Genomic DNA, 15,856 nt, shown 5'->3' on the forward strand with positions numbered 1-15,856 from the left:
GGCGGCCTGGTGCCCTCACCCGTCCCTCTCCCACAGGGAGAGGGTGGTGAAACACTTACTTCGCTTTCGCCTGCTGGAACAAATTGTCCCACATACCCAGCACCAGTGACTGGTCGCGCGGAGAGAGCTCCCCGGCCAGAATGGCTTTTTCCAGGCTGCGGGTGACTTCAGCGTGAACGGCGTCGGCAGAGTGATCGTCACCCGCTTCCAGCTCGGCTACCGCGAGCGTCAGGTGACCACGCAGATAACCGCTGGCGAACAGCTCATCATCACTGGCGTGTTCCACCATGTCATCAATTAACGCCAGAATGCGTGATTCAAATTCTGCGATCATCTTCTTTCCTCTGTTAAAGATCTTCCGGCCAAGGGAAGCATTCCGCCGCTATCGCCGGCGTGTGGTAATAATTCTGTAAGGCCTCGATTAGGCGCGCCGGACGTTCCGGGATGCCTTTCTCAAGATATTCCATCACCTGCGCATGAACGCGGCGCTGGAAGACGATACGGTCTGGCTCGAAGTCGCCTTCAAGGTTGTCACAGCTCACGTTGAACGGGAAACCCGCCGCGACGCAGAATAGCCATTCCAGCGCCTGCGGCTTCACTTCCACATCCTCAAACTGCCCCTGGGTGGCAGCATCACGTCCGTCGGGGCAGTACCAGTAGCCGAAGTCCACCTGCTCGCGCCGCGCTTTCCCCGCAATGCACCAGTGTGAAATCTCGTGAAGACCGCTGGCGTAAAAGCCGTGCGCAAACACGATGCGGTTATACGGAACCTCTGCATCAGCAGGAAGATAGATCGGTTCGTCGTCGCCTTTAATCAGACGGGTATTAAAATCGTCAGCAAAACAGCCGTCGAAAATCTCAATCAGCTGTTCGTAGTGATGCGTACTGTTCATTAATTCATCCCCAACCAGGTGAGGATCTCCTGTCCATGGCTGTCATAAAGAAGTTTGGCGCTCATTACGGCCGAGACGATGACAATCATCGGGCGAATAAGTTTTTGTCCTTTGCTTAACACCAGACGCGAACCCGCGCGTGCGCCCAGGAACTGCCCTGCCATCATGACGAATCCGGTTGCCCAGATGACCTTGCCGCCGATGATAAACAGCAGCAGGCCGCCGAGGTTCGAGGTCGCGTTGAGCACTTTGGCATGAGCGGTCGATTTTGCGAGGTTAAACCCGGCCAGCGTCACGAACGCCAGCGCGTAAAACGAGCCTGCCCCCGGGCCGAAGAATCCGTCGTAAAAGCCGACGCAGCCCCCGGCAATCAGGGCAAACGGCAGGCCGTGCAGACGACGCTGGCGGTCTTCCTCGCCGAGCTTTGGCATCAGCAGGAAGTAGAGACCGATGCAGATGACCAGAACCGGCAGGATCTGGCGCAAAATATCCGACTGCACGTGCTGAACCAGCAGCGCGCCCGACGTGGAGCCGATAAAGGTCATCAGGATATTGAGCTTCTGGTCGGCCAGGCTCACCACCTTGCGGCGGATAAAATAGATCGACGCCGAGAGCGAGCCGCCGCAGGCCTGCAGCTTGTTCGTGGCAAGCGCCTGCGCCGGGCTCATGCCCGCCGCCAGCAGCGCGGGTACGGTTAATAACCCGCCACCGCCCGCAAGGGCATCAATAAAACCGGCCAGCATGGCCACGAAGAACAGCACCACCAGCAGCAGCGGTGACACCATAAACAGATCGACGAAATTATCCATTAAAGTACATGCTCATCCAGTAGCGCCTGGCAGGAAGGCGGCAACGGAGGCGGTGTCTTCTTCTCAGGCTTTGAGGTTCCAGGTTTTGCCGGTTCAAACCAGCTTTGCAGTTCCGCACCGCAGCCATCGCCTGGCGGCGGTAGCGGCTGATCTTCACATTCCAGGCTATTCGCCGGGCAGCGCAGACGAACGTGCATGTGCGCACGATGCTGGAACCACGGACGCACTTTGCGCAGCCAGTCGCGATCGGTTCCGGCATCCAGGCAGAGCTGCTGCTTGATGGCCGGATTGACGAAAATCCGCGTGACGTCGTTATCTTCCGCGGCCAGCTTGATCATGCTGGATACGTCTCGCGTCCACAGGGACGGCACAACGCGCTTGCCGTCGCTCGCCACCAGATCCAGCGCCTGCGGTTTCAGCAGTTGGGCGGAGGTCCAACGGGTTTTCGGCAGCTGCAGGAAGATATCGACATCCAGTCCGGTCTGGTGACTGGCGTGTCCACCGTTAAAGCGACCCCCGGCAGGCATCCCCATATCGCCAATCAGCATCGTGCCCAGCCCCAGGTTATGCACCTGATTTCCCAGACGCTGGATGAACAGCACCAGATCCGGGTGGCCGAAATAACGCCGCTGATCGGTGCGCATCACCTGATAGGTATCAGACTGGAGAGGAAGCTCCTGGGCACCGACGATACAGCCGTTGGAAAAGGCGCCAATGGACTGCGCGCTCCCCGCCACCGGGTGGGTGATTTTTTGCCATGGCGTTGCGGCCAGACTGGCTCCACTGGCCAGCAGCGCCAGCAGAGCAATTGCGGTTTTTTTCATGTTTACCAGCGTGGAATGGTGGTCGTCACGTCCGCATTCTGCGCGCGCTGGCGCAGGAAGTGATCCATCAGCACGATCGCCAGCATCGCTTCTGCGATCGGCACCGCGCGGATCCCCACGCACGGATCGTGACGTCCTTTGGTGATCATCTCAACTTCTTCGCCATCGCGGTTAATCGTGTGGCCCGGCACGGTAATGCTGGAGGTTGGCTTCAGCGCGATGTTGGCAATAATCTGCTGCCCGCTGCTGATACCGCCCAGAATGCCGCCCGCGTGGTTGCTCTGGAAGCCCGCCTTCGTGATCTCGTCACGGTTCTGGCTGCCGCGCAGGGATACCACGTCAAAACCGTCGCCAATCTCAACGCCCTTCACCGCGTTGATACTCATCAGCGCGTGGGCGATGTCGGCGTCGAGACGGTCAAATACCGGCTCGCCCCAGCCTGGTGGGACGCCGTCGGCCACGACGGTCACTTTCGCCCCAATGGAGTCGCCCTCTTTTTTCAGGCCGCGCATCAGTTCGTCCAGCGCGTCCAGCTTGTCGGCATCGGCACAGAAGAACGGGTTTTGCTCGACCAGATCCCAGTCTTTGATCGCCAGCGGAATGTCGCCCATCTGGGTCAGACAGCCGCGGATAACGATACCAAATTTCTGCTGCAGGTATTTTTTGGCAATGGCGCCAGCCGCCACGCGCATCGCGGTTTCACGCGCGGAAGAACGCCCGCCGCCGCGATAGTCGCGGAAGCCGTACTTTTGTTCGTAGGTGTAGTCGGCGTGGCCCGGACGGAACACGTCTTTGATGGCGCCGTAGTCCTGGGAGCGCTGATCGGTGTTTTCAATCAGCAGACCAATGCTGGTGCCTGTAGTGCGTCCTTCAAAGACGCCAGAGAGAATTTTGACCTGGTCCGGCTCGCGACGCTGCGTGGTGTAGCGAGAGGTGCCCGGACGACGACGGTCGAGGTCGTGCTGCAAATCGGCTTCGGTCAGTTCGATGCCTGGCGGTACGCCATCAACGATACAGCCCAGCGCCAGCCCGTGCGACTCGCCAAAGGTGGTCACGCGGAATAACTGTCCAATACTGTTTCCTGCCATCACGGCTCCGATGTTGTTGTTTGTGTTTGAGCGTTGTGAAACGGGCCGAAGCCCGCTGGATTAATCTTTATAGATGCTGAAGTGTTCGCGCGCGTCGAGCAGCTGCGCTTTCGTCAGCATAAAGACGCCGTCACCGCCGTTGTCGAACTCAAGCCAGGTGAACGGCACATCCGGGTACTGCTCTATCAGATGTACCATGCTGTTGCCCACTTCACAAATCAGAACGCCGTCGTCGGTCAGATAATCCGGCGCGCAGGCCAGAATGCGGCGGGTCAGCTTCAGGCCGTCAGATCCTGACGCCAGACCCAGCTCCGGCTCGTGACGGTATTCGTTCGGCAGATCGGACATGTCTTCCGCATCAACGTACGGCGGGTTGGTGACGATCAGATCGTATTGCAGCGTTGGGAGATCGCGGAACAGGTCAGAGCGAATTGGCGTAACGTGATGGATCAGCCCATGCTCTTCGATGTTGTGCTCGGTCACGGCCAGCGCGTCGGTGGAGATATCAACGGCGTCTACTTCCGCCTCCGGGAAGGCGTACGCGCAGGCGATGGCGATGCAGCCGCTGCCGGTACACATATCCAGAATGTGCTGCGGCTGATGGCCGATCAGGCCTTCAAAGTGGTTGTTGATCAGCTCACCAATCGGCGAGCGCGGCACCAGCACGCGTTCATCGACATAGAACTCGTGGCCGCAGAACCAGGCTTTGTTGGTCAGATAGGCGACCGGAATACGTTCGTTCACGCGGCGGATCACGCGCTCAACGATGCGGTGTTTTTCGCTGGATGTCAGGCGCGCGGTGCGCATGTCTTCCGGGATATCCAGCGGCAGGTAGAGGGACGGCAGCACCAGCTGGACGGCCTCATCCCACGGGTTATCGGTACCGTGACCGTACCAGATATTGGCGGCGCTGAAGCGGCTAACCGACCAGCGCAACATGTCCTGTATGGTATGCAGCTCGTTTACTGCTTCATCGACAAAAATTTTATCCACTCTTTCCTCCAGGGCATGCTCGCATAATTTTCGGCGGCTAGTTTGCCATGAAGACGGCGATAAATCAGCAATGACGCGTCTCGCTTGAGGTTAAAAAATGCGTTTAGTCGGGTACACTGTCGGAAATACGAGATGAGAATGACGAATGAAAAAGAAAACATCGCTCAGCGAGGAGGATCAGGCGCTCTTCCGGCAGCTAATGACCGGGACGCGTAAAATCGCGCAGGACACCATTGTCCATCGCCCGCAGCGTAAAAAAATCAGCGAAGTACCGGTCAAACGTCTGCTGCAGGAGCAGGCGGATAACAGCCACTATTTTTCAGATGAATTTCAGCCGCTGCTCAATACTCAGGGTGCGGTGAAATACGTACGCGAAGACGTCAGCCATTTTGAGCTGAAAAAGTTACGTCGCGGAGATTATTCGCCGGAGCTGTTTCTCGATCTGCATGGTTTAACGCAGATGCAGGCGAAACAGGAGTTGGGGGCATTGATTGCAGCCTGTAGTCGTGAACATGTTTTCTGCGCCTGCGTGATGCATGGCCACGGTAAACATATCCTCAAGCAACAGACGCCGCTGTGGCTGGCTCAGCATCCACACGTGATGGCGTTTCATCAGGCACCCAAAGAGTACGGCGGAGATGCCGCATTGCTGGTGTTGATTGAAGTGGAAGAGTGGCAGCCGCCAGAATTACCCTGACAGAATGGCGGGAAACATATTGCCCCCGCCATATCGCACGTCACGTCAGATGGCTTTTGCCATCTTCAGGTTGCACGGACTCATTTGCCAGTTGAAGACACCTTTGCCCGTTTCGTCGAGAGAAACATTAGCAATGGCGGATGTCGTGAACATCGGCGGGGTCTCGCCAGGGCACAGCTCAGATACCAGATAGCCAACCAGTGGCAGGTGGGAAATGACCAGCGCGGAAGCGACACCTTCATTGCACAGCGCCTGAAGATAGGCGCTGACAAGGCCGACATCACCACACGGGGTGAGTTCAGGGAGAACATCCACACTGGATGGCAGGTTCATACACTCCCCTACCACGTCCAGCGTCTGTTCTGCACGCAGGAACGGACTCACCAGAACGCGTTCGATGTCCACTTTTTGACCGTTAAGCCAGTTCGCCATCAGACGAGATTCGTCGCAGCCACAGACGGTCAAAGGACGTACTGAGTCACTGGCGGCATCGAGTGCCGCGTCGCCGTGACGCATGATAAAAACTTGCATATTGCACCGCTTTTGTTAACCAGAATCACCGGCGTTAACTACCCGCGATAAATGCTGCGAGGTAGAAAACCCGATGGTCGGGCATTGTGCCTGATCCATTCGGTGAATGAAACGCTGTTTTTTACCTCAATGGCGTAAGTATAGTCAATCTCTGTTTACAAAATCGCCAGAACAGGTTCATTCACTTCAGGATTTACCCTTCTTTGACCTCAGCTTACGAGGACAGTTTCCCTTGCAGGCCAAAATGTCTGGCCCCGTTCCGCCATCTGCAATAATTCGTCACACGGTGTAAACCGTGGACCATATTGCGAAGCCAGACGTTGCAGGATAGCAACCACTTCACCCGCGCCGAGCGTATCCATGTAACGGAACGGGCCGCCAAGGAACGGCGGGAAACCAATGCCAAATACCGCGCCGATGTCGCCATCGCGCGCGCTCTTGATCACCTGTTCACCAAAGCAGCGCGCCGCTTCATTGAGCATCATCATCACGCAGCGTTCAGCGCACTGAACGGCGGACAGTTTTCCCTGACCGGTGGTCGAAATAAGCCCATAAACCGAAGGGTCGACCTGTTTCTTGCTTTTACGCCCTTTCGCGCCGTAAAGATAGAAACCGCGTTCATTTTTTCTGCCTTTGCGATCGTCCTTCAAAATTGCAGAAACAATGTTTGCAGGCGGGCTAAAACGATCGCCATAAGCCGCCTCCAGTACAGGTATAATTTTAGTGCCGGTGTCTATTCCCACCTCATCCAAAAGTTGGATTGGGCCAACGGGGAAACCAAACTTTACCAGCGCCTCGTCAACGTGCTCGATCTTCTCGCCTTCCGTCAGCAGCCGCATGGCTTCATTAATGTAGGGCGCCAGAATGCGGTTGACGTAGAAGCCGGCTTTGTCTGCGACCACGATCGGCGTTTTACCCTGCTTCTTCGCAAGCTTGACTACCGTGGCGATGGTTTGCGGACTGGTGGTTGCGTGTGGAATAACTTCCACCAGCGGCATTTTTTCCACCGGACTAAAGAAGTGCAGCCCAATAACCTGCTCCGGACGCGTGGCTTTCGCCGCGATATCGCCAATCGGTAATGACGACGTATTGGAGGCAAAAATGGTATGCGCGGCGCAATGCTGTTCAACGTCTGCCACCATCTGCTGCTTAAGCGCCAGATCCTCAAACACGGCTTCAATCACCAGATCGCGGTGCGCAAAACCGCTGTAATCCGTTGTGCCGGAGATCATCGCAAGGGTTTTATCGCGCTCGCTTGCCTTGATATGGCGGCGCTTGACCTTTTGATCAAGGTTCTGCCAGCTGTACTGCAGCGCGTGGTTGATCCCCTTAGGATTAATGTCTTTAATGCGTATAGGCAATTTGCCTTTGCTGGCGGTAACAAAAGCGATACCGCCGCCCATGAGTCCTCCACCCAGTACGCCAATGGCACGCAGCGGCGCGGGCTGCGCCTCGCTACCGGGATCTTTTTTCACGTCCGTGCTGGCGAAGAAGATGCTGCGCAGCGCCTGGGACTGCGGCGTCATCGCCAGTTCGCCAAAGGCTTTGGCCTCCGCGGCATAGCCGCTACTGCTGCCCTGCGACAGCCCGGTTTCGATCACGTCCAGGATCCGCTTTGCCGCCGGATAATTGCCTTTGGTCTTTTGTTCGGTCTTTTTGCCCACCATGTTGAACAGGAGCGTTCTGCCCAGTGGCCCTGCCAGCACGCGCTCGCGTACCGGCAGAGGCCGTCTTGCCTGACGCCCTTTCAGCGCAAGCTCAACCGCGGCCTCCAGCAAAATGGAGTGAGGCACGATGTCATCGACCAGACCAGCCTTCAGCGCCTGACGGGCGCGCAGCTGTTTACCGGTTAAGATCATCTCCAGCGCCGTGCTGACGCCCACCAGGCGCGGCAGTCGTTGCGTTCCGCCGGAGCCTGGCAGCAAGCCCAGCTGCACTTCAGGCAGACCCAGAATGGTTTTCGGATCGTCGGTACATATACGGCTGTGGCACGCCAGCGCAAGCTCCAGCCCGCCGCCCAGACACGCCCCGTGGATCGCGGCGATAACCGGGATCGGCAGGCCGTTTATCTCCGCCATGACCTGCTGGCCCTGACGCGCCAGCTCTTCGGCTTCCAGCGCGCTTTGCGCCCGGGCGATCATGTTGATATCCGCCCCGGCTATAAAGTTGTCGGGTTTGGCAGAGATAAACACCAGGCCGCGAATGGCTTTGTTCTCGCGGATCTGCTTTAGCATCGCGCGCACCTGAACACCAAATTCGGCCTTCAGGGTATTCATCTTTTCATCAGGCACATCAATAGTGATAACGGCCACGTTATCGAGGCGAACCGTCAGATTAAATGCAGATGGCATATCCATTATTCAGCCTCCAGAACCATTGCTGCACCAAGGCCGCCCGCCGCACAGGCGGTAACAAGGCCAAACCCGCCGCCACGGCGACGAAGTTCATGTAATGTTTGCGTGATCATTCGCGCGCCGGTGGCAGCAAACGGATGACCATAAGCGATAGAGCCGCCCAGCACGTTGAATTTGCTCTGATCCACTTCACCCGTGGCATGGGCGCGGCCCAGCACATCGCGGGCGAAACGCTCGCTTGCCAGCAATTGGACATTGGCCAGGGTTTGCGCGGCAAATGCTTCGTGCATATCAATCAGGGTTAAATCAGCCAGCGTTAGCCCCGCACGCTCCAGCGCCAGCGGCGTGGACCATGCCGGACCTAATAGCATGTCCTGCCAGACGTCAATGGCGGTGAAGGCATAGCTGCGTAAATAGCCGAGGGGAGTAATGCCCAGCTCCTTCGCACGGGATTCGGTCATCAGGATCACGGCGGCAGCCCCGTCCGTCAGCGGCGTACTGTTCGCCGCCGTCACCGTGCCGTGCTTGCGGTCAAACGCCGGGCGCAGTTTGGCGTAATCTGCCAGCGTCGAGGTGCCGCGAATATTGTTATCTTCCGCAAGCGGTTCGCGATAGGGTGGAATGTAGGCGGTCATGACCTCGTCGGTCAGCTTGCCTTCCGACCAGGCTTTTGCCGCAAGCTGATGCGAGCGATGCGCCAGCGCATCCTGCTGTTCACGGGTAATGCCGTAGGTTTTCGCCATCTGCTCGGCGGTATCGCCCATGCGCAGACCGGTGGAATATTCCGCTACGGCAGGTGGCACGGGCATCAGATCGCGCAGACGTAAACGCGAGAAGAGTTTGAGTTTCTGACCCGTCGTACGGGCTTTGTTAGCATCGACCAGGATACGCGCCAGCTTTTTACTGACCCCAATCGGCAGTACCGAAGAGGAGTCCGCCCCGCCCGCAATCCCGGCGCGGATAGTCCCCGCCATCAGGCTTTCGGCGACGTTCGCCACGGCCTGGAAACTGGTTGCGCAGGCGCGGCTGACGCTATAGGCATCGGTATGCACGTTCATCCCGGTACCGAGGACGATTTCCCGCGCAATGTTGGGGGCTTCAGGCATCTGCACAACCTGGCCGAAAACCAGCTGTTCGATGACCTCAGGCGGAATTTCGCTGCGAGCCAGCATCTCCCCCACTACCATTTTCCCCAGGTCGACGGCCGGTATGCCATGAAACGCCGTTGCCTGACGCGCAAATGGCGTGCGCAATCCACTGACTATGGCAATGCGATCGCCCTGACGGGTAATAAGCGGTAATGCCTGACTCATAACACTCCCCTGTAAAAAATTTTTGCAAACTCAAAGTGGTCTGACCTGATAATAGTCTTAACCATTTTTTTACATTCAGCCAATCGGGGAAACGAAAAAGTGCGAGCTAAAACACAGAGAAGAAAAAGAAAATGCCCCTGCATGGCAGGGGCATTTGTGCGGTATGTTGCCGGGTGCGCAAGGTAAAAGCAAAACGGTAACCCGTAGGTTACCGTTTTTAATGTTTGCGCCCTCTCCCGTGGGAGAGGGTCGGGGTGAGGGCATCAGTCCGCAGAAATTAACGCAGGCCTAACTGGAAAATCAGGGTTTCAGCTTCACAGGCGAAAACAAAGTCGATGTCCAGCTTCACGCCGCCTTCCACTTCGGTAAAGGTAGACTTGATTTCACAAGGATCGGATTCAACGTCACGCGCACGCTTGCTCAGCGCAGTCAGGGTCTCTTCCGCTTCGGCACGGTTGGTGAATACGCGGCTGTAAGAGGCGGTGCAATCGGTGTTGTCCATGATGGTCCCAACATCCATACAGCAGCAAACCGGGGTTTCATCAGCACTGCATTTACTCATAGCTCAATTTCCTCTGTATTCGCGCAGCGCGCGAGATAAACACGATGCTGCTATTTTACGCCCCGGCGCGGGCTCTCTCCAGCCGTTAATGGCGCAAAATCGGATAAGTGACCAATATCACACTAAAAAATGATCTAAAACAAAAACCACCCTTTTGGGTGAGTCTCGATGGTCACAATTTTGCCAACCAGATCTCGTTTCACGAAACATGTTTGAAAATATTAATAAACAAACTTGCAACATTCCGGCTGGTCAGACCTATACTCTGGCCACTGGTCTGATTTGTCTGTCATACCTCAGACCCTACACTTCGCGCTCCTGTTACGGTATGTAACAATTATTGAATAAAAATAACTCAATGAGGTTATGGTCATGAGCCAGAAAACCCTGTTCAACAAGACTGCGCTGGCAGTCGCAGTGGCACTCGTCTCCACTTCCGCATGGTCAGCGGGCTTTCAGTTAAACGAATTTTCTTCCTCTGGCCTTGGCCGCGCATATTCTGGGGAAGGCGCTATTGCTGATGATGCAGGTAACGCGAGTCGTAACCCTGCATTGATCATGATGTTTGATCGTCCGACCTTCTCAGCCGGTGCGGTTTATATCGATCCTGATGTAAACATTTCCGGTAAGTCGCCTTATACGGGTGCGAGTCTTAAGGCGGACAATATTGCCCCAACGGCATGGATCCCTAACCTGCACTTCGTTGCGCCTATCAATGAACAGTTTGGCTGGGGTGCATCCGTAACGTCTAATTACGGCCTTGCTACCGAGTTCAATAACAACTACCCGGCAGGTGAATACGGCGGTAAAACAGACCTTACCACGATGAACCTCAACCTGAGCGGTGCGTATCGCCTGAACGATAACTGGAGTTTTGGCCTGGGCTTTGATGCCGTCTACGCCGATGCCAAAATCGAACGTTATTCCGGGGAACAGACTGCTCGCCTGCCAAAAAACAGCAATAAAATTGCCAGCCTTGAAGGTGATGAGTGGGGCTATGGCTGGAACGCCGGTATCCTGTACGAACTGGATAAAAACAACCGCTGGGGTCTGACCTATCGTTCCGAAGTGAAAATTGACTTCGACGGCGATTACAAGAGCGGCATCCTGAAGCCTGTGAACAACCTGGTTCCCGGTGCAGGTACCACCATTCCTTGGGGAACGTCAAACCAGACCGTTCCAGGTTCACTGTCGCTGCATTTGCCAGAAATGTGGGAAGTGTCCGGTTACAACCGCGTTGCACCACAATGGGCTATTCACTATAGCCTGGCCTATACCAGCTGGAGCCAGTTCCAGGAGCTGAAAGCGACCGGAACCAATGGTCAAACGCTGTTCTATAAGGACGAAAGCTTCCACGACGCCTATCGTATTGCGCTGGGTACCACCTACTACTACGATAAAAACTGGACTTTCCGCTCCGGTATCGCATTTGACGACAGCCCGGTTCCGGCAGACAAGCGTTCCATTTCGATTCCGGATCAGGACCGCTTCTGGTTAAGTGCAGGCGCGACATATGCGTTCAACGAGAATGCATCCATCGATGCGGGCGTTTCTTATATGCACGGTCAGAAAGTGACGTTCCAGGAAGGCCCTTACGAGTTTACCTCTGAAGGTAAAGCCTGGCTGTTCGGTACGAACTTCAACTACGCGTTCTAATCGTACTGGAATCAAAAAAGGTGAGCATTGCTCACCTTTTTTATTTACTGTGAATCGATATCTTTTAGTTCGTTTTCGATAGCCTTCGCGTTTGGATTCTCTTCCGGCTTCAGCTTACCGCCGTTGGCGATAAAGTCATGATTCTGGAAGTACGCTTCACGCACCATAATGTACGGGTCAGAAGACTGGCGCAGCAGACCATCAGAGTCGAGCAGTTGCGCGCGGGTTTCAATCCCTTCCACCGTCCATTTACCCACAGAAAGCGGCCAGGTCAGCCACGACAGAACCGGATATAGCGTATCGACCATATCGCCGCCGTCATCACGCACGGTGAAGCTGCCATAGAACGGCAGATGAACGTAAGGGCCGTAACCGACGCCATAATGCCCCAGCGTACTACCAAAACGGTGCGGCTGTTCACGCTGCAGTTTCGGGTTCGCCATACCTGCGACATCAATAAAGCCGCCCATCCCCAGAATGGAGTTCAGGAAGAAGCGAGTAAAGTGCACCATCCCCTGATACGGATCGCCCTGCAGGAAATAGTTCACCATTACCGCAGGCTCTTCGAGGTTGCTGGTAAAGTTACTTAATCCGTTACGCGCGGGCTGTGGAACATAATCGCGCCATGCTACTGCCACCGGGCGAACCACATACGGGTCCAGCACGTTGTAGTTGAAGCTATACATTGAGCGGTTAAATCCTTCGAGAGGATCGGAGCGTCCCGTTTGCTCACCGGAGCTGGCGCAGCCCACAAGCATCGTCGCGCCCAGCGCAAGCGCCGACAGCCGAAGTTTCATAAATATCTCCCTGTTCAGTATGGCTATCGTTGATTGCCATCCGTAACGGAGCCGTTGACGCTCCGTCTGTAAACGTGCAAGCGATTGTAACAGCACGTTTACCGATGTCTATGAGCACAATTACGGGCAGTAACCACCGTGACTCTGATCTCAGCATAGCCTGGCTTTTGGAATTCGTTTCGCTGGCAATTTTATAATGTCTTTTGAAAGAGATGTATCACCTTTGTTGCCATTGCCGCTAATTTAAGAGCATCCCCACAGGCATTCCGATAAAAGCCGCTACGCTTAACAAAAAGATCAACCTCCGGGAGCAAATATGAAAGACGTGGGCGAAGAAAAAATTGGCGAGAACAGTGAGGAACTTGAAATTGAAAGCGAGGAGAAAGCGCGGGGCGAGAAGATAGAAATTGATGAAGATCGCCTCCCCTCCCGCGCGATGGCCATCCACGAACATATCCGCCAGGACGGTGAAAAGGAGATGGAGCGCGACGCGATGGCCCTCTTCTGGTCAGCCATCGCTGCCGGACTCTCAATGGGCGCATCTCTGCTTGCGAAAGGGATATTTCATGTGCAGCTGGAGGGTGTACCAGGCGGATTTTTACTGGAGAACCTCGGCTATACCTTCGGCTTTATTATTGTCATCATGGCCCGACAGCAGTTGTTTACCGAGAACACGGTAACCGCCGTTCTGCCGGTGATGCAAAACCCCACCCTCGGCAACTTCGGTTTATTGATGCGTCTGTGGAGCGTCGTCCTGCTGGGTAATATCATCGGCACGGGCATCGCGGCCTGGGCGTTCGAATATATGCCGATCTTTGATGAACCCACCCGGGACGCGTTTGTGAAAATCGGCATGGATGTGATGAAAAACACGCCGGTGGAGATGTTCTCGAATGCCATCATCTCCGGCTGGATCATTGCCACAATGGTCTGGATGTTTCCTTCAGCAGGAAGCGCCAAAATTGTGGTGATTATATTGATGACCTGGCTGATTGCACTGGCTGATACCACACATATTGTGGTCGGTACCGTTGAAATACTGTATCTGGTCTTCAACGGTACGCTTCACTGGAGCGATTTTTTCTGGCCGTTCGCCCTTCCGACGCTGGCGGGTAACATCTGCGGCGGAACGTTTATCTTCGCGCTGTTAAGCCATGCTCAAATCCGTAACGACATGTCGAACAAACGCAAAGCCGAGCTTAAGGCACGGGAAAATGATGATAAATCGACAAAAAAACCGACCTGAATGGTGACTCTTTGAGCAGTCAGGCGGCGATGCGCTTAACGCACAGTGTAAATAAGGCTATACTCGTGCCGCCTCGTCCCCTTAGTTAAATGGATATAACGAGCCCCTCCTAAGGGCTAGTTGCAGGTTCGATTCCTGCAGGGGACACTTTGACCTCCACGCTTTTTCAAGCACATTCACCTGTCCACCGCCAGAATTCACTGCGAAGAAGAATCCCGTTTTATTTGAGCGTAACGCGTTGCCAGCTGTTTAAGACGCAACTCCAGCTGGGTCTTTTCGGCTTCAGGAAGCACACCTCCTGTTGGATGCTGTGACAGGCGTCTGAGTTGTTCTTCAGCCGGTATTGTTTGGTTAAATGACTGTATAGTCGAAAAAACCACCGATTTAAGCTCACTCACAGTGATATATTTTCCCTTTTGCTCATCCAGACTACTCAGCCGATGGCTCAGTTGCTGAAGCTTCATCATTCCCTGATACCAGCTGTTCATGGCATCAACAGGCAACGCTGCCGCGCTAAATTTTAGCTGCCACTGCACGGCGAGCGGCTTCGCTTCCTCCGGCTGCAATGTCTGGAGTTGTGCTAACAGCTGAAGGCTGTAGGAAATATTCCAGTCAGGAGGCAGCTTCTCCAGTCGGGCAAGCTGCTGCTGCGTTTCTGTAATAAACGTGGGCGGTAAAGTGCCTCGCTGTGCTAACGCCTCTTGCTGAACAGGGGTAAGCACTTCTGGTAACGATGCCAGCGAGGCAATAGCCTGCGTCGTTAAGGGATCGGGTCTGGACAGAAAGCCCCTTCCCCACGCTACGGCGACGCAGACCACCAGCATAGAACACATCCCGGCGACAAAGGGTTTCCATGGTCTGACAGCCCCATGCGCTGTCGCAAGATCCTCTGCATTCGGCTGATTTTCCGGCTGCACAACATAAACCCATTTCACTTCGTCACTCGGTTCTGCCCTCTCCAGAGGTAATTCGCGACCGGGCATTATGCTCGCATTCAAATCGGATGCGTCATTACTGCTTTCCAGCCGTTCGGCATTCGAACGTAACATTGTTCGTAACGTATCGAACTGGCTTAGGTGTTTCAGTTCAAGGCGCTGGAGCACCGAACTCAGGCGGGTAAGCAACGCTTCAGCACGATAAAGCTCACTAAGATGGCTATTGTTGAGTGGAAGCATACGCATGCGCTGCTGCAGGCGCTGGCTCAGGCCGCTAAGAATTTCCAGACGAGTATGTAGCGTCTTCGGCCAGAAAACGTCCCACTGATGGCTAATCAGGGCCTCCAGAATCGCCAGCCCTTCGTTCAGGCCAGCCAATCCAGACAGGTGAGTCCGGGCAAGGGTGTACCAGGCCGCAGTCTGCAACTCCACACCGTTTTGTTCAAACAGAGAGAGACAGCGTTTTTCGACATATTGCCAGTTCACATCCGGGCGAGCAGGATGCGTCAGCTTGCTGAGCTCATCGCGGAGGGCGGCGTAATCTGGCAGCGTACGCGGGTCGCCGCCGGTTTTTAACGTTATATTTGTGGTCATCCTGGAGGGCCTGCATATCCGTGTGGTTAATTTCGTCAGTTGATGTGAAGGGCTATTTTGCGTTTAAAAGTGCAATGACTCAGAAATATCGCTATGGCAGCAGCGCTAAAATCAGACCGAAAAATACACCTTCATCAAATAGTTGTCCGGACCGGGATGAGGTATCAGGGGGAGTAAAGATCCAGCCATTTGCTTTCCCCACCCTCATGAACAGACGTCCTTGAGAAATCACCTTGTCCCCGGAATAGAAAGTCACCTCGACACAACCGGCGACGCCCTGTCCATACAGAAAGATCGGCATAAATTTGACCGCCCGGCTGTCATAGCGCAAAACGATACCGGAAATCTCAAAAACCCCGCCCTCCACCAGCAGATCCGGAACGGATACGGTCAGTGGCTCCACTTTCAGTCCCGTATCCGTCAGCCACGCGTCCATTTGATCCTGAAGCTGGGCCATTCGCTGGCGAAACTCTGCAATATCAGCCTGACTCTTGCTGATGGCAGGAACAGGTGCAGGTTGGCGTGCCTGCAACTTCTCCAGGAACTGTGATTTTACGGACATGA

At 55.1% G+C, this 15,856-nt stretch carries 16 protein-coding genes and 1 tRNA gene; 4 read left to right on the forward strand and 13 right to left on the reverse strand.

What is annotated here, in order from left to right; all coding sequences use genetic code 11:
- Positions 1-55 precede the first annotated feature (55 nt).
- The 6 genes from AC0TNG_RS09690 to prmB are packed head-to-tail and all read right to left on the reverse strand — an operon-like array spanning position 56 to position 4,607.
- Entirely contained in the window at positions 56-334 is a 279-nt protein-coding gene (locus AC0TNG_RS09690; RefSeq protein WP_024908938.1) for a YfcL family protein, read from the reverse strand.
- 13 nt (positions 335-347) lie between these two features.
- Positions 348-893 (reverse strand): elongation factor P hydroxylase, encoded by a 546-nt coding sequence (locus AC0TNG_RS09695; RefSeq protein ID WP_473713422.1) that lies wholly within the window; start codon positions 891-893, stop codon positions 348-350.
- Positions 893-1,702, reverse strand: a complete 810-nt coding sequence (locus AC0TNG_RS09700; RefSeq protein WP_267216866.1) for a sulfite exporter TauE/SafE family protein — start codon at positions 1,700-1,702, stop codon at positions 893-895. The genes AC0TNG_RS09695 and AC0TNG_RS09700 overlap by 1 nt, the downstream gene beginning before the upstream one ends.
- The gene (gene mepA / locus AC0TNG_RS09705; protein ID WP_024908935.1) at positions 1,702-2,526 is read right to left on the reverse strand and encodes a penicillin-insensitive murein endopeptidase; all 825 of its coding nucleotides are present in this window, start codon (positions 2,524-2,526) and stop codon (positions 1,702-1,704) included. Before mepA ends, AC0TNG_RS09700 begins: the two co-directional genes overlap by 1 nt.
- Before the next feature lie 2 nt (positions 2,527-2,528).
- Entirely contained in the window at positions 2,529-3,614 is a 1,086-nt protein-coding gene (gene aroC / locus AC0TNG_RS09710) for a chorismate synthase (RefSeq protein WP_024908934.1), read from the reverse strand.
- Between the two features lie 60 nt (positions 3,615-3,674).
- Positions 3,675-4,607: a 50S ribosomal protein L3 N(5)-glutamine methyltransferase gene (gene prmB / locus AC0TNG_RS09715; protein WP_008502612.1), complete on the reverse strand. Its 933-nt coding sequence runs from the start codon at positions 4,605-4,607 to the stop codon at positions 3,675-3,677.
- Positions 4,608-4,752: 145 nt separating this feature from the next.
- Here prmB and smrB point away from each other — a divergent pair, with 145 nt between their 5' ends.
- Entirely contained in the window at positions 4,753-5,304 is a 552-nt protein-coding gene (gene smrB, locus AC0TNG_RS09720; protein WP_473713424.1) for an endonuclease SmrB, read from the forward strand.
- 45 nt (positions 5,305-5,349) lie between these two features.
- Here the strand turns inward: smrB and sixA are convergent, their stop codons facing one another.
- The 4 genes from sixA to AC0TNG_RS09740 all read right to left on the reverse strand — a co-directional run bounded on the left by sixA (position 5,350) and on the right by AC0TNG_RS09740 (position 10,064).
- Entirely contained in the window at positions 5,350-5,835 is a 486-nt protein-coding gene (gene sixA / locus AC0TNG_RS09725) for a phosphohistidine phosphatase SixA (protein ID WP_024907662.1), read from the reverse strand.
- Positions 5,836-6,044: 209 nt separating this feature from the next.
- Positions 6,045-8,192 carry a fatty acid oxidation complex subunit alpha FadJ gene (gene fadJ / locus AC0TNG_RS09730; RefSeq protein WP_473713425.1) on the reverse strand — a complete coding sequence of 716 codons (2,148 nt, stop codon included), beginning with the start codon at positions 8,190-8,192 and terminating at the stop codon, positions 6,045-6,047.
- Positions 8,192-9,502 carry an acetyl-CoA C-acyltransferase FadI gene (fadI, locus tag AC0TNG_RS09735; RefSeq protein WP_032666638.1) on the reverse strand — a complete coding sequence of 437 codons (1,311 nt, stop codon included), beginning with the start codon at positions 9,500-9,502 and terminating at the stop codon, positions 8,192-8,194. The genes fadJ and fadI overlap by 1 nt, the downstream gene beginning before the upstream one ends.
- Positions 9,503-9,779: 277 nt before the next feature.
- On the reverse strand, positions 9,780-10,064 hold the full coding sequence (locus AC0TNG_RS09740; RefSeq protein WP_024907659.1) for a YfcZ/YiiS family protein: 285 nt from the start codon (positions 10,062-10,064) through the stop codon (positions 9,780-9,782).
- A 372-nt stretch (positions 10,065-10,436) separates the two neighbouring features.
- On the opposite strand from AC0TNG_RS09740, the gene fadL reads away from it, so the two are divergent.
- Entirely contained in the window at positions 10,437-11,720 is a 1,284-nt protein-coding gene (fadL, locus tag AC0TNG_RS09745) for a long-chain fatty acid transporter FadL (RefSeq protein ID WP_473713426.1), read from the forward strand.
- Between the two features lie 44 nt (positions 11,721-11,764).
- Here fadL and mlaA read toward each other — a convergent pair whose 3' ends face one another.
- Positions 11,765-12,517: a phospholipid-binding lipoprotein MlaA gene (gene mlaA / locus AC0TNG_RS09750; protein ID WP_024907657.1), complete on the reverse strand. Its 753-nt coding sequence runs from the start codon at positions 12,515-12,517 to the stop codon at positions 11,765-11,767.
- Between the two features lie 316 nt (positions 12,518-12,833).
- Between mlaA and AC0TNG_RS09755 the strand changes: the two genes are divergently transcribed.
- Together AC0TNG_RS09755 and AC0TNG_RS09760 are read left to right on the forward strand one after the other, a co-directional pair.
- Positions 12,834-13,763 (forward strand): formate/nitrite transporter family protein, encoded by a 930-nt coding sequence (locus AC0TNG_RS09755; RefSeq protein WP_048992644.1) that lies wholly within the window; start codon positions 12,834-12,836, stop codon positions 13,761-13,763.
- 75 nt (positions 13,764-13,838) lie between these two features.
- Positions 13,839-13,910: transfer RNA gene (locus AC0TNG_RS09760), tRNA-Arg, on the forward strand.
- 50 nt (positions 13,911-13,960) lie between these two features.
- Here the strand turns inward: AC0TNG_RS09760 and AC0TNG_RS09765 are convergent.
- Together AC0TNG_RS09765 and AC0TNG_RS09770 are read right to left on the reverse strand one after the other, a co-directional pair.
- The gene (locus AC0TNG_RS09765) at positions 13,961-15,292 is read right to left on the reverse strand and encodes a VasL domain-containing protein (protein WP_473713427.1); all 1,332 of its coding nucleotides are present in this window, start codon (positions 15,290-15,292) and stop codon (positions 13,961-13,963) included.
- 91 nt (positions 15,293-15,383) lie between these two features.
- The gene (locus AC0TNG_RS09770; RefSeq protein WP_417927636.1) at positions 15,384-15,854 is read right to left on the reverse strand and encodes a hypothetical protein; all 471 of its coding nucleotides are present in this window, start codon (positions 15,852-15,854) and stop codon (positions 15,384-15,386) included.
- Positions 15,855-15,856: the final 2 nt, after the last annotated feature.

Source organism: Enterobacter sp. PL_is514, assembly GCF_055816715.1.

What these genes read in the sequence shown, in the direction of transcription:
- AC0TNG_RS09740 (WP_024907659.1), bottom strand. Translation starts at nt 10,064, where the DNA reads ATGAGTAAATGCAGTGCTGATGAAACCCCGGTTTGCTGCTGTATGGAT.
- smrB (WP_473713424.1), top strand. Translation starts at nt 4,753, where the DNA reads ATGAAAAAGAAAACATCGCTCAGCGAGGAGGATCAGGCGCTCTTCCGG.
- AC0TNG_RS09700 (WP_267216866.1), bottom strand. Translation starts at nt 1,702, where the DNA reads ATGGATAATTTCGTCGATCTGTTTATGGTGTCACCGCTGCTGCTGGTG.
- AC0TNG_RS09695 (WP_473713422.1), bottom strand. Translation starts at nt 893, where the DNA reads ATGAACAGTACGCATCACTACGAACAGCTGATTGAGATTTTCGACGGC.
- AC0TNG_RS09690 (WP_024908938.1), bottom strand. Translation starts at nt 334, where the DNA reads ATGATCGCAGAATTTGAATCACGCATTCTGGCGTTAATTGATGACATG.
- fadJ (WP_473713425.1), bottom strand. Translation starts at nt 8,192, where the DNA reads ATGGATATGCCATCTGCATTTAATCTGACGGTTCGCCTCGATAACGTG.
- AC0TNG_RS09755 (WP_048992644.1), top strand. Translation starts at nt 12,834, where the DNA reads ATGAAAGACGTGGGCGAAGAAAAAATTGGCGAGAACAGTGAGGAACTT.
- mepA (WP_024908935.1), bottom strand. Translation starts at nt 2,526, where the DNA reads ATGAAAAAAACCGCAATTGCTCTGCTGGCGCTGCTGGCCAGTGGAGCC.
- AC0TNG_RS09770 (WP_417927636.1), bottom strand. Translation starts at nt 15,854, where the DNA reads ATGTCCGTAAAATCACAGTTCCTGGAGAAGTTGCAGGCACGCCAACCT.
- fadI (WP_032666638.1), bottom strand. Translation starts at nt 9,502, where the DNA reads ATGAGTCAGGCATTACCGCTTATTACCCGTCAGGGCGATCGCATTGCC.
- sixA (WP_024907662.1), bottom strand. Translation starts at nt 5,835, where the DNA reads ATGCAAGTTTTTATCATGCGTCACGGCGACGCGGCACTCGATGCCGCC.
- aroC (WP_024908934.1), bottom strand. Translation starts at nt 3,614, where the DNA reads ATGGCAGGAAACAGTATTGGACAGTTATTCCGCGTGACCACCTTTGGC.
- mlaA (WP_024907657.1), bottom strand. Translation starts at nt 12,517, where the DNA reads ATGAAACTTCGGCTGTCGGCGCTTGCGCTGGGCGCGACGATGCTTGTG.
- fadL (WP_473713426.1), top strand. Translation starts at nt 10,437, where the DNA reads ATGAGCCAGAAAACCCTGTTCAACAAGACTGCGCTGGCAGTCGCAGTG.
- AC0TNG_RS09765 (WP_473713427.1), bottom strand. Translation starts at nt 15,292, where the DNA reads ATGACCACAAATATAACGTTAAAAACCGGCGGCGACCCGCGTACGCTG.